A 13518-nucleotide genomic window follows, 5' to 3' on the forward strand; every position below is an offset into this window, starting at 1 on the left:
GTCATCACCAGCGCAAGCTATAGGTCCGGAACCGCCTCGATCCGGAACGCGGCAGCGAACAGGGCGCGGGTGTAGTCGCTCTTCGGGTTCTTGAAGAGCTCCGCGGCCGGGCCCTCCTCCACCACCTTGCCGTGACGCATCACGATCAGATGGCTGGCCAGCGAGGCCACGACGCGCAAATCGTGCGAGATGAACATGTAGGTCAGATCGCGCTTGCGCTGCAGCTCGCGCAGCAGGTCGACCATCTGCGCCTGGAACAGCATGTCGAGCGCGCTGGTCGGCTCGTCCAGCACGACGAAATTCGGCTCCAGCACCACCGCGCGCGCAATCGAGATACGCTGGCGCTGGCCACCGGAAAATTCATGCGGATAGCGGAAGCGCGTCGCCGGATCGAGACCGACGTCTGTGAGCGCCTTGACGACGCGCGCCTCGCGCTCTTGATGCGACAGCGACTTCTGATGCACGCTCAGGCCTTCGGCGACGATATCTCCGACCGACATTCGCGGGCTGAGCGCGCCGAACGGATCCTGAAACACGATCTGCATGTCGCGACGGTGCGGCAGCATGGCCTTGAAGCGCAGGCCCTGGATGTTGTTGCCGAGGAACACGATTGGGCCGTCGGAGGAAATCAGCCGGAGCAGTGCGAGACCCAGCGTGGTCTTGCCGGAGCCGGATTCGCCGACGACGCCGAGCGTCTCGCCCTTGCGCACCGCGACGCTGACGCCATCCACCGCCTTGATGTGGCCGACGGTCGAGCGCAACAACCCGCGCTTGATCGGAAACCAGACCTTGAGATTGTCGGCCGACATCACCACCGGCTCGTTGGGCCGCGGCGGCGCCGGGTCGGGCTTGGGCTCGGCCGCGAGCAGCGCGCGGGTATAGGCATGTTTCGGCGCGGTGAAGACCTGTTCGACCGGGCCGTGCTCGACGATCTTGCCCGAGTTCATGACGCAGACCACGTCGGCGATGCGGCGGACGATGCCGAGGTCATGGGTGATGAACAGCATGCTCATGCCGAGCCGGGACCTGATCTCGGCAAGCAGCGCCAGGATCTGGGCCTGCACCGTGACGTCGAGCGCGGTGGTCGGCTCGTCCGCGATCAGAAGATCCGGCTCGTTGGCGAGCGCCATCGCGATCATGACACGCTGACGCTGGCCGCCGGATAGTTGGTGCGGATAGCTTTGTAGCCTCGTTTCCGGATCGGGAATGCCGACCTGCGTCAAGAGCTCGAGTGTGCGCGCCCGCGCCATCTGCCCGCCGATGCCGCTGTGCAGCGAAAGAATCTCGCCGATCTGCGCCTCGACCGTGTGCAGCGGATTGAGCGAGGTCATCGGCTCCTGGAAAATGATCGAGATGTCGTTGCCGCGGATCTCGCGCATCTCGCGTTCCGAGGCATTGAGCAGCTCTCGGCCCTTGAAATGGATGGTGCCGGAGGGATGCGACGCGGTCGGATAGGGCAGCAGTCTTAGCACCGACAGCGCGCTGACCGATTTGCCGGAACCGGACTCGCCGACCAGGGCCACGCACTCGCCGCGCTTGATGGAAAACGAGACGCGGTCGACCGCAATCGTGGCGCCGCTCGGCTGGTGAAACGCCACCGAGAGATCGCGCACATCGAGCAAGGGCTGGTTGACGGCGTCCATCATGCTCTACCGGAACGTTTTGCGCGGATCGAAGGCGTCGCGCACGCCCTCGCCGATGAAGATCAAAAGCGACAGCATGATCGCGACCGAGAAGAAGCCGGTAAAACCGAGCCAGGGCGCCTGCACGTTGGACTTGCCCTGCGACAGCAGCTCGCCGAGTGATGGCGAACCCGGCGGCAGGCCGAAGCCGAGGAAGTCGAGCGCGGTCAGCGTCATCACCGAGGACGACACGATGAATGGCAGAAAGGTCATGGTCGCCACCATCGCGTTCGGCAGCAGATGCCGGAACATGATCACGCCGTTGGAGACGCCGAGCGCGCGCGCCGCCTGAATGTATTCGAAATTGCGCCCGCGTAAGAACTCCGCGCGAACCAGGCCAACCAACGAGGTCCAGGAGAACAGCAGGAGAATGCCGAGCAGCACGAAGAAGCCGGGCACGAGCACCGATGACAGGATCAGCAGCAGATAGAGCGAGGGAATCGCGCTCCAGATTTCGATGATGCGCTGGAAGATCAGATCGGTCCAGCCGCCGAAATAGCCTTGCACGCCGCCGGCGATGACGCCGATGATCGAGGACAGGATGGTCAGCGTCAGGCCGAACAGCACCGAGATGCGAAAACCGTAGATCAGTCGCGCCACCACGTCGCGGCCCTGGTCGTCGGTACCGAGCCAGTTGTATTCGAGGTCGCTACAGCTCTTCAGGCCCTTCTTCTCCACCACGGGCTTGCACTGCTCTTCCGTCAGCATCCATGTCGGCTTCGACGGCGCCGGCGTCGGCAAATCGAGATTGTGGGTGGAGTAGGAATAGCGGATCAAGGGCCAGATGATGGTGCCGCCCTTTTCGGCGATCAGCTTTTGCAAATAGGGATCGCGGTAGTCGGCCGCGGTTTCGAAATCGCCGCCGAAAGTGGTCTCGGAATAGCTGACGAAAGCCGGCCAATACAGTTTTCCGTCATACTTGATAAGGAACGGCCGATCGTTGGCGATCAGTTCGGCAAACAGCGAGATCAGAAACAGCGCAAGGAATATCCAAAGCGACCAGTAGCCGCGGCGGTTCGCCTTGAAGTTCTGCCAGCGCCGGCGGTTCAGCGGCGATGGCGCGAACACGTGCTGCGTGGCCGGGACGACCTCGCCAAGCGGCGACCTCGCGGTGGTTTCGACCGGTTGTGGAGCGAGCAGCGCCATCAGACTTCCCTCGCCTCAAAATCGATCCGGGGATCGATCCACATGTAGGCGAGGTCGGAGATCAGACCCACCACAAGGCCCACGAGGGAGAAGATGAACAGCGTGCCGAACACGACCGGATAGTCGCGGTTCAGCACGCTTTCGAAGCCGAGCAGCCCGAGCCCGTCGAGCGAGAAGATGGTCTCGATCAGCAGCGAGCCGGAGAAGAATGCACCAATGAACGCACCGGGAAAGCCTGCGATTACGATCAGCATGGCGTTGCGGAAGATATGCCCGTAGAGCACCTGCCCCTCGCTGCAACCCTTTGCACGCGCGGTCATGACATACTGCTTCCTGACCTCATCGAGAAACGAGTTCTTGGTCAGCAGCGTCATGGTGGCGAAGGCGCCGAGACCCATCGCGATCAAAGGCAGGGTGAGGTGCCAGAAGTAGTCGATGATCTTCCAGTACCAGGGGAATTGCGACCAGCCGTCCGAGGTCAATCCGCGCAGCGGGAACCAGTTGAAGAACGAGCCGCCGGCAAACAGGATGATCAGCAGGATCGCGAACAGGAAACCGGGGATCGCAAATCCGACGATGATAGCGGCGGAAGTCCAGGTATCGAATCGCGTTCCGTCCGCCACCGCCTTGCGGATGCCGAGCGGGATCGAGATCAAATAGGTCAGCAGCGTCAACCAGAGGCCGAGCGATATCGAGACCGGCAGCTTCTCCTTGATCAGCTGCAACACGGTGGTGTCGCGAAAGTAGCTCTTGCCGAAATCGAAGCGAGCGAAATTCCATACCATCAGAGCAAAGCGCTCATGCGCCGGCTTGTCGAAGCCGAACTGCTTTTCCAGGTTCTTGATGAACTCCGGATCGAGCCCCTGCGCGCCGCGGTATTTCGAATTGACAGCATCGGCGGAGGCGCCCGCCTGGGGCGTACTGCCGGCAAAGTCACCGGTGGAAGAGCCAGAGATGCGCGAGGAGCCGCCGGTATCGGCGCCGGAAAGCTGTGCGATCACACGTTCGACCGGGCCGCCCGGCGCGAACTGCACGACCACGAAGGAAATGAAGAGGATGCCGAGCAAGGTCGGAAACATCAAAAGGATGCGGCGGGCGATATAGGCGGTCATTATTGCTTCGCCTGCTCAAGTTTGCCGGCCTTGGCAGCGTCATACCACCAGATAACTCGCTCGCCGGAGCCCGATGCGTCGATCTGATAACGCGGCAGGTTCTTCGGGCGGTCGAAGATGTCCCAATAGGCCAGCCGATGCGTCTTGTTGTACCACTGCGGCACCCAGTAGCGGCCGGCGCGGAAAACGCGGTCGAAGGCATGGCAGGCAACCGTCAGCTCGGCGCGGGTATCCGCCGCAATGATCTTTTCGATCAGCGCGTCGATGGCGGGATTCTCTATACCGGCCAGGTTGTAGGAGCCCTTGGTTTTGGCAGCGTGCGAGGAGAAGAAGGCACGCATTGCGTCGCCCGGCGTCGTCGACATCGAGAAGCGCGTGATAGTCATGTCGAAATCGAAATCTTCCACCCTCGCGCGGTACTGCACGGCATCGACCATACGCGGACTCGCCTCGATGCCGAGCGTTCCCAGATTCTTGATATAGGGCGCGTGATGCGGATTCAGCGAAGGCTCATCGTACAGGAATTCGATGCGAAACACTTCGCCGCTCGGCGTCATCCGCTTGCCGTCCTTGATGACGAAGCCGGCTTCGTTGAGCAATTGCTGCGCCTTGCGCAGCATGGTGCGATCCTGCCCCGAGCCATCCGAAACCGGGGGCACGTAGGGCTGGGCGAACACTTCGTCGGGCACTTGGCCGCGGAATGGCTCGAGCAGCTTCAGCTCCTCCGGTGAGGGCGGCCCCTTCGCCATCATGTCTGAATTCTGGAACGGCGAATGCGTACGCGCATAGGCGTCGTACATAATGGTCTTGTTGGTCCACTCGAAATCGAAGGCGTTGATCAGCGCCTCGCGCACGCGGGGGTCCTTGAACTTGTCGCGGCGGGTATTGATGAACCAGCCCTGCGCGCCGGACGGCCTTTCGTCCGGTACCTGCTCGCGCTTGACGCGGCCGTCCTTGATGGCGGGGAAGTCGTAGCGCGTCGCCCAGATGCGCGCGGTGAACTCTTCGCGGAACAGATAGTTCTTGCCGGTAAAGCCTTCGAAGGCGACGTCGCGGTCGCGATAGAATTCGTAGCGGACCACATCGTAATTGTAATAACCGCGGCAGACCGGGAGGTTCGCCCCCCACCAGTCCTTGACGCGTTCGTACTCGATGAAACGGTTGACCTCGAACTTGCCGACCTTATAGGGCCCCGAGCCCAGCGGCATGTCCAGCGTTGATTCATCGAAGGGCCGCGTCTCATAATATCTCTTCGAGAAGATCGCCAGGCCCGCGACGAAGAGCGGCACGTCGCGCGCGCGCTTCTCGGCGAAGGTGACGATCACGGTCGCATCATCGAGCGCCTCGGCCCCCTTGACGTCACGCATCTGCACCTGGATCAGCGGATGGCCCTTGGCCTTCAGCGTGTTGATGGACCAGGCGACGTCATGCGCCGTGATCCTCGAGCCGTCGTGAAACTTGGCCTCGGGGCGCAGCGTAAAGCGGTAGATCAGCTTGTCCGGCGAGATTCGCACCGACTTTGCGACGAGCCCGTACATCGCATCCGGCTCGTCGCCGGCCCGCACCATCAGCGCTGAGAAGGTCAGGTCCATGCCCTGCGCGCCCTCGCCCTTGAGGATGTAGGCGTTGAGCGAATTGAAGGTGTGGTAGGACTGATTGTAGGAGCGCGTCGAGGGGATGGTCGAGAACACGCCGCCCTTGGGGGCAGAGACGTTCACATAGTCGAAATTCTTGAAGTCGGCCGGATACTTCAGATCGCCGAACGCTGAGATGCCGTGCATCTCAGCGCCGTTTTCCTCTGTGGCGCGAACGGGGCCAAGCCGCAGAACGCTCAGCGCGCCGACACCGAGACCGAGTACATGCCGGCGAGAGAATTGCGCCATGCGCAGGATATCCTTCAAGACCGTCTTCCGATCTTTGCCGCCTTGTCGGCATCATACCACCAGATCGCGGGGAAGCCGGACAGGCCGTATTTGGGCAGTTCGGTCGGACGGCCGAAACGGTCCCAACGCGCCGTCCGGACCTTGGGATAATTCCACTGCGGCACGACATAGTGATTCCACAGCAGCACGCGGTCCAGCGCCTTGGTCGCTGCAACAAGGTCTTCCCGGCCCTTCGCATAGATCACCCGCTCGATCAATTTGTCAATCGCGGGATTCTTGATGCCGATGATATTGCGCGAACCCGCCATGTCCGCCGCCTGCGAACCCCAATATTCGCGCTGCTCGTTTCCGGGCGACAACGATTCCGCCCACGACGAGACGACGACATCGAAATCCCAGCTACGAAGGCGGTTTTCATACTGTGTCGGATCGATCGTGCGCACGCTGACCGCGATACCTAGCCGCTCCAGAGAAGGTTTGAAAAACAGCATGACCCGTTCGAAGGTCGGCTCTGCACCAAGCAATTCGAGCGCAAATGGCGCTCCCGTCTTACTATCGACCAGCTTGCGCTCGCGCACCTCATAGCCGGCTTCCTTCAGTAGACGCAGCCCCTCACGAAGATTTTCGCGAACCGCTTCGGGACTGCCGCCGACCGGATTGGTATAGGGCTTGGTGAATACCTCGGGTGGCACTTCCGCGCGGACGGCCTCGAGTATTTCCAACTCTTTGCCTTGCGGCAGGCCGCTTGAAGCCAGTTCTGTGCCGTCGAAATAGCTGCTGATGCGCTTGTACTGACCGAAGAATATCTGCTTGTTCATTTCCTCGAAGTCGAACGCATAATTCAGTGCGCGACGCACCCGCGGATCCTTGAACTGGTCACGCCGGATATTCAGCGCGAACGCCTGCATGATTCCGGAACTGCGGTTCGGAAACTCCTCGAGCAGCACGCGCTTGTCATTGACGGCCGGAAAGTCATAGGCCGTTGCCCAGTTCTTGGCGCTGTTTTCGGTACGCCAATCAACCTGGTCGCCCTTGAACGCCTCGAGCGCGACCGTCGAGTCCCGGAAATATTCCAGGCGCAGCTCGTCGAAATTGTTGCGGCCGACATACGTGCTGTGATCGCGTCCCCAATGGTCCTTCACCCGCTCCAGCGTCAGCGTCCTTCCCGGGACAAACTCCTTGATGCGGTAGGGGCCCGAGCCTAGCGGCTTCTCCAGCGTTGTCGCGGAGACGTCGCGCTTGCGGCCTTCGCTGTCGGTGCCCTCCCACCAGTGCTTCGGCAAGATCGTGAGTTGTCCGACGATCAGCGGGAGTTCGCGATTGCCGGGCGCGTCGAAGCTGAATTTTATGTCGCGATCACCGACCTTTTCAGCTTTCACCACATGGCGATAGTAGGCCGAGTACTGCGGATGATGTTGCTTGAACGAATTGAGGGAGAAGATGACGTCGTCAGGCGTGACGGGATTTCCATCATGCCATTTGGCCTCTCGCCGGAGGCGATAGGTCACCCAGGAGAAATCCTCGGGGTGGCTTACGGCTTCGGCCAATTCGCCGTACTCGGTCGAGACCTCGTCCAGCGACTGCGTCATGAGAGATTCGTAGATCAACTGAACGCCGGCTGCCAGCGCGCCTTTGACGCCGGCAACCACAAGGTTGAAGTTGTCAAACGTACCGATCTGGATCTGGCGTACGGTGCCTCCCTTCGGAGCCTCCGGATTGACATAGTCAAAGCGCTTAAAGTCGGCCGGGTATTTGATCTCGCCGAACAGCGACAGCGCGTGCCGAAAGACCGGTTCGCCCGCGTCCGATTGCGCGTGAGCCGGCGAAATTTCGGGGATGCCTAGCCCCAATGCGGGTGCCATGGCGGCAACTGCGCTGCCCTGGAGAAGATGTCGTCGGGTAATGGCCAAATGCAGAATTCCTGTTGCTGACGCCAGTATCCGTTGTTTCGAAGTTCGCCGCCCCTGCCACGAACCACGCAAACAACAAGGCCGAGCTAGTGAGGACCTAATATAAGGCAAGGGTTCGACGAATTACGTTGCTTTTTCCTCATGATAGCAGCTTGGGAACACCGCCGCTGCGGCGAAAAGTCCCGGTAACAACTCCGATAGCAACAATGCGATCCCTCATATGCAAACGGCCAGGCAATGCCTGGCCGTCATGTCGTGGCGAAGTCCCGAACTGACGAAATATTACTTCGCCGCCGTCGGGAGCGGAGCCGGGCTGTCCGAGAGGCTGCGCAGATAGGCGATCACGTCGGCGCGCTCGCTGTCCTTCGGGATACCGGCAAAGCCCATCGCCGTGCCCGGAACGAAGGCCTTGGGATTGGCGAGGAACTTGTTGAGGTCCTCGTAGGTCCAGGTGCCGCCCTTGCCCTTCAAGGCGGCCGAGAAGTTGAACCCGCCGCGACCCTGACCCTTCGGCTCGTTCAAGACGCCGTACAAATTGGGTCCGACGCGGTTGGGGCCGCCCTTTTCGAACGTATGGCAGGCGGCGCATTTCTTGGCCGCAGCCGTGCCCTTCTCGACGGACGCGGTCTGTAAAAGCTTCTCGATCGGCTCGGAGGGAGCTGCCGCTTCCTTGGCTGCGTGAGAGGTGTCTTCCTTCACGGCGATCTCGAAGCCCGGCTTTTCCGGCTTCGCGGGCGCAAAAATCGCCTGGGCGGCAAAGCTCGTCACCAGAAGAAGAATGCAGGTGCCAAGGACGGCACCAAGAATCTTGTTGAGTTCGAAGGAGTCCATAACGGGATCAGGCTCCAGGCCGGAAAGGTCGACTGAAGGCCGGCAAAACGGCCGCGGGTGGGCGTGAGGAATCAGCCTTTCGCGCCGCACCCTCAGCAGGGGTTGAGATATCGGTTTGCCCGGGCTCTGGCAACCCGTATAAACGCGCCGAATTTCGTCCCATCCCCATCAAAACCAGCTATCCCGCCGGGCCTTCAGACGATGACCGATTCCCGCATTTTGGTGCTGATTCCCGCCCGGATGGCGGCGACCCGGCTACCGGGCAAGCCGCTGCTGGATATCGCCGGCCTGCCGATGATCGTGCACGTGCTGCGGCGGGCGGAAGAAGCCAAGATCGGCCGGGTTGCGGTGGCGACCGACACGCCGGAGATCGCCGACGCGGTGCGGGCTGCCGGCGGCGAGGCGGTGATGACCCGTGCCTCCCACGCTTCCGGCTCCGACCGCATCCACGAGGCCATGCTGGCGCTCGACCCGGCCGGCAAGGCGGAGATCGTGGTCAATTTGCAGGGCGATTTCCCGACGATCATGCCGGACACCATCCGCGCCGCGCTGCCGCCGCTCGACGACCCCGCGGTCGACATCGCGACGCTAGCCTCGCAGATCCACACCGAGGAGGAGGACCGGGCGCCGAGCGTGGTGAAGGCGATCGGCTCGCCGATCGGTCCAAACCGGCTGCGCGCGCTGTATTTCACCCGCGCCACCGCGCCTCACGGTGACGGACCGCGCTACCACCATATCGGCCTCTATGCTTACCGCCGCGCCGCGCTGCAGCGGTTCGTGACCTTGGCTCCCTCCCCGCTGGAGCAGCAGGAAAAGCTCGAACAGCTCCGCGCGCTGGAAGCCGGGATGCGGATCGACATCACCATCGTCGATAGCGTGCCGCGCGGCGTCGATACCCCGGCCGACCTCGAAACCGCCCGTAAGATACTAAAGCCTCATTCTGATTGAACGAGGCTTTATCCTTTTGTTTTGACGCGCTTTCTTCACGCGAACCGGTATCCACTTCGCTTGAAAACGCTATAGCCAAGGCCTGATCGGCTGCTAAAAGGCCCGCCAGGAAAGACAACATGACCAAAAAGCTCAAAATCGCATTCCAGGGCGAGCCTGGCGCCAATTCCCATATCGCCATCGTCGAGGCCTATCCCGACGCCGAGCCGATGCCGTGTGCGACCTTCGAGGACGCGCTGTCGGCGATCGCTTCGGGCGAGGCCGATCTCGGCATGATCCCGATCGAGAATTCGGTGGCGGGGCGCGTCGCCGACATCCATCATTTGCTGCCGGCGTCCGGTCTGTTCATCGTCGGAGAATGGTTTTTGCCGATCCGCCATCAATTGATGGCGCCGAAGGGGACAAAGCTCGCCGACATCAAGACGGTGGAGAGCCACGTCCATGCGCTCGGCCAATGCCGCCGCATCATCCGCAAGCTCGGCATCAAGCCGATCGTCGCCGCCGACACCGCCGGCAGCGCGCGCGACGTTTCCGAACGCAACGACAGAAGCGTGGCCGCGATCGCGTCCCGGCTGGCGGCACAGATCTACGGGCTCGATATCCTGGCCGAAGACGTCGAGGACGAAGCGCACAACACCACGCGCTTCGTGGTGCTGGCGCGCGAGGCCGACTGGGCGAAACAAGGCTCGGGCCCGCTGGTCACCACTTTTGTTTTCCGGGTACGCAACCTGCCCGCTGCGCTCTACAAGGCGCTCGGCGGCTTTGCCACCAACGGCGTCAACATGACCAAGCTGGAAAGCTACATGGTCGACGGCAATTTCTTTGCGACGCAGTTCTATGCCGACGTCGACGGCCATCCCGAGGACAAGGGCCTCGCCTTCGCGCTGGAAGAACTAAAGTTCTTCTCGCGCGAATTCCGCATCGTCGGCGTCTATCCCGGCCACCCGTTCCGCGCGACCTTTAGCGAGAAGCAGGATTAAGGGACGCACAGGCATCTGTTCGCGTCTCCCGGCGCGACTGCTGCCGTGGGCGCGGAGAGCGCAGATTCGTGACGTGCAGCGGCCAGACGCTTACCAGCGAGCGGCGAGTTGCGCGGCATTAGCGGTGCAGCGGATACGGATATATTTATGAAAGCGGTACTCGCGGCGTTATCAGCCGGCGTACGCCCCCTCTCCGATCACCACCGGCCGTTCCAGCCCCACCCTGGACGCGGCCCCCATCCTGGACGCGGACCCCACACCGGCCGCGGGCGCCAAACTGGCCCGCCCCAAGCATAGGCGCCGCGCCATCCCGGGCGCCACACGGGGCGCGGGCCCCAAGCGCCATAGGCGCCATACCATCTCGGACCCGGACGCCACCAGCAGCGACCCCAGGCATTGCAGACCCAGCGGACCTGCTCAACATCAGCGGCCTGGCGTGAGATCTGGTCGGCATTTGGAAGCCCGTTCGGCATCGCGGCGGAAGCTGAGCCGGCGGCGAGCATAACGCCGCCGAGGGCGGCCAACCCAACAACTGCAGATTTCAGTTCCATGATTTGTCTCCTTGGCTGGAGACTTCAACAACTTCCTTGACAACGCTTGGTTGCTTTTGAGGCTCGAACAAACGCAGGCATGCAGATCGGGAATGCTGAAAAAGCAGGAATGCTCAAGAGAATGAGATACAGATTCGCAGAAAAGTCATCACGATCTAGGCGGCGGCTTTCTCGCTCGGCCCGAACGCTTCCGCGAGCAGGCTGTACGACTTCTTCCGCGCGTCGTGGTCGTACACCGCCGTGATGATCATCAGTTCATCCGGCTGGCTGGCGGTAATCATCGGCTGCAGCTTCGCCATGATGGTTGCGGGGCTGCCGACAAACAGGCGCGAACGGTTGCGCATGACCGAGGCGCGCTCGGCGTCGGTGTAATCATAGGCCAGCGCTTCCTCGACGCTCGGCAATGGCAGGTATTGCCCGCGATCGCGGCGCAGGCGGTTGAGGTCCATCGAGGAGGCGAGCTTCTCAGCCTCCGCATCGGTCTCGGCGGCGACCGCCGCAACGGCGAGAATGCCGTGTGGGGTTTCCCGCCAGCCGGACGACTTGAAGTGGCTGCGGTAGTTCGTCATCGCCGCAATCGCGTCGTAGGAAGCAAAATGATGTGCGAACGCGAAGCCCATGCCGACTTGCGCCGCCAATTCCGAACTGTAGTCGGAGGAGCCGAGCAGCCAGATCGGCGGCAGCGGCGTGTCGTCCGGCATCGCCACCACATTGTTGTAGGGATGGCCGGCCGGGAAACCGCGGGTCTCCCACAACACCAGTTCGCTCAGCCGTTCAAGAAAATCGTCGCCCTCGCGGCGGTCGAGCCGGCTGCGCAGCGCATGGGCGGTCGCGCCATCGGTGCCGGGCGCACGGCCGAGCCCGAGATCGATGCGGCCGGGAAACAGCGCCTCCAACATCTTGAAGCGCTCGGCCACCACCAGCGGCGCATGGTTGGGCAGCATCACGCCGCCGGAGCCGACGCGGATGTTTTTGGTCACCGCGGCGATCTGCCCGATCATCAAATCAGGCGCGGGGCTCGCCACCGACGCCAGATTGTGATGCTCGGCGAGCCAGTAGCGGACATAGCCGAGCCCATCGACATGGCGCGCGAGATCAACGCTGTTCTGCAGCGCGGCGGCGGGTTTTGTGCCTGTGGTGACGACGGAGAGGTCGAGGACGGAAAGCGGAATCATGGCGCTAAGCTAATGCGGCAAGCGAAGCCAACAAAGGCCTGGCCGGCGCAGATCAGGCCCGCGCTTGTGGGGAAAGGCGCGCCACATCGCAGCACTAGAGTGGGATGAAATGTGACAAATTCCACCATTGCGCCATTGCCCACCGCCAAATACACCTCCTCCACAACCAACCTTTTTATTACTAATTGTTTTTGCTGTGTAATTTAGTATAAGCACAGCCCACTCACTCCTTCTACCAAGACCAGAATTTCGTGTATTTTGCACATATTGGGCTACTTCCCATCTCCAATGGGCTGTTTGGCCCGCCCTATTTCGCTTATTTTAGCCCATCGTCGCTACGGCTGACGTCCGGCCCATTGTTTCGGAGCTTTGTGAAGTGCCATGACCGAGGTTACGCCCCCCGCTTTCGACGGCCATCGCGCGCTGCATTCGCCAAAGATCTCCTTTGAGTTCTTTCCGCCCAAGACCGAAGAGATGGAGCGGAGCCTGTGGGAGACCATCAACCGGCTGGCGCCGCTCGCCCCCAATTTCGTCTCGGTGACCTATGGCGCCGGAGGATCGACCCGCGAGCGGACCCATTCGACCATTGCCCGCATCCTGAAAGAGACGCGGCTAACGCCTGCCGCGCACCTGACCTGCGTCGGCGCGCCCAAGGGCGAGATCGACGACGTGGTAGCGCGCTATCACGAGATCGGCGTCCGCCATATCGTAGCGCTGCGCGGCGATCCCACCACCGGCATCGGCACCGACTATCGTGCACATCCGGACGGCTACCAGAGTTCGCCTGATCTCATCACAGGCATCAAGAAGCGTTATCCAGATATCGAAATCTCGGTGTCGGCCTATCCGGAAAAACATCCGGAGAGCCCGACCATCGACGCCGATATCGATACGCTCAAAGCCAAGGTCGACGCCGGCGCGGCGCGAGCCATTACGCAAGTATTCTTCGATAACGATCTCTACTTCCGCTACCTCGATCGCGTCCGCGCCCGCGGCATCGATATTCCGATCGTCCCCGGCATCATGCCGATGCACAATTTCAAGCAGGCGCGGAGTTTTGTGACCCGCGCCGGCACCACGGTGCCGGCCTGGCTGGCGGACAAATTCGAAGGCCTGGATGACGACGCCGAGACCCGCAAGCTCGTTGCCGCCACCGTGGCCGCCGGCCAGGTGCAAAAGCTCGCCAAGCACGGCGTCGACACCTTTCACTTCTACACCATGAACCGCGCGGACCTCGTGTTCGCGATCAGCCATTTGCTGGGCATTCGCCCCAATGGCGCACAGAAAGCCGCCTGATCCG

10 protein-coding genes are annotated in these 13518 nt (G+C 61.9%); 3 read left to right on the forward strand and 7 right to left on the reverse strand.

Translation table 11 applies throughout. From position 1 onward, the window contains the following. Positions 1 to 17: 17 nt before the first annotated feature. The 6 genes from V1290_RS15520 to V1290_RS15545 form a co-directional block, all read right to left on the reverse strand. On the reverse strand, positions 18 to 1643 hold the full coding sequence (locus tag V1290_RS15520; RefSeq protein ID WP_334369044.1) for an ABC transporter ATP-binding protein: 1626 nt from the start codon (positions 1641 to 1643) through the stop codon (positions 18 to 20). Between the two features lie 6 nt (positions 1644 to 1649). Beyond that, entirely contained in the window at positions 1650 to 2828 is a 1179-nt protein-coding gene (locus tag V1290_RS15525; protein ID WP_334365217.1) for an ABC transporter permease, read from the reverse strand. Next, positions 2828 to 3940, reverse strand: a complete 1113-nt coding sequence (locus V1290_RS15530; RefSeq protein WP_334365218.1) for a microcin C ABC transporter permease YejB — start codon at positions 3938 to 3940, stop codon at positions 2828 to 2830. Before V1290_RS15530 ends, V1290_RS15525 begins: the two co-directional genes overlap by 1 nt. Next, complete coding sequence (locus V1290_RS15535) at positions 3940 to 5823, reverse strand: extracellular solute-binding protein (RefSeq protein WP_334365220.1); 1884 nt, start codon at positions 5821 to 5823, stop codon at positions 3940 to 3942. Before V1290_RS15535 ends, V1290_RS15530 begins: the two co-directional genes overlap by 1 nt. A 14-nt stretch (positions 5824 to 5837) precedes the next feature. Further along, positions 5838 to 7733, reverse strand: coding sequence for an extracellular solute-binding protein (locus V1290_RS15540; protein WP_334365221.1), 1896 nt, complete (start codon positions 7731 to 7733; stop codon positions 5838 to 5840). Positions 7734 to 8015: 282 nt separating this feature from the next. Next, positions 8016 to 8564 carry a c-type cytochrome gene (locus V1290_RS15545; protein ID WP_334365223.1) on the reverse strand — a complete coding sequence of 183 codons (549 nt, stop codon included), beginning with the start codon at positions 8562 to 8564 and terminating at the stop codon, positions 8016 to 8018. A 201-nt stretch (positions 8565 to 8765) separates the two neighbouring features. On the opposite strand from V1290_RS15545, the gene V1290_RS15550 reads away from it, so the two are divergent. Next, entirely contained in the window at positions 8766 to 9512 is a 747-nt protein-coding gene (locus tag V1290_RS15550; protein WP_334365224.1) for a 3-deoxy-manno-octulosonate cytidylyltransferase, read from the forward strand. A gap of 119 nt (positions 9513 to 9631) precedes the next feature. Further along, positions 9632 to 10492 carry a prephenate dehydratase gene (locus V1290_RS15555; protein ID WP_334365225.1) on the forward strand — a complete coding sequence of 287 codons (861 nt, stop codon included), beginning with the start codon at positions 9632 to 9634 and terminating at the stop codon, positions 10490 to 10492. A gap of 706 nt (positions 10493 to 11198) precedes the next feature. Here the strand turns inward: V1290_RS15555 and V1290_RS15560 are convergent. Then, entirely contained in the window at positions 11199 to 12218 is a 1020-nt protein-coding gene (locus tag V1290_RS15560; protein WP_334365226.1) for an LLM class flavin-dependent oxidoreductase, read from the reverse strand. Positions 12219 to 12599: 381 nt separating this feature from the next. Here V1290_RS15560 and metF point away from each other — a divergent pair, with 381 nt between their 5' ends. Beyond that, positions 12600 to 13514 carry a methylenetetrahydrofolate reductase [NAD(P)H] gene (metF, locus tag V1290_RS15565; protein WP_334365227.1) on the forward strand — a complete coding sequence of 305 codons (915 nt, stop codon included), beginning with the start codon at positions 12600 to 12602 and terminating at the stop codon, positions 13512 to 13514. The last annotated feature ends 4 nt before the right edge of the window (positions 13515 to 13518 follow it).

It is taken from the genome of Bradyrhizobium sp. AZCC 1578 (genome assembly GCF_036924675.1).
Lineage (GTDB): Bacteria > Pseudomonadota > Alphaproteobacteria > Rhizobiales > Xanthobacteraceae > Bradyrhizobium.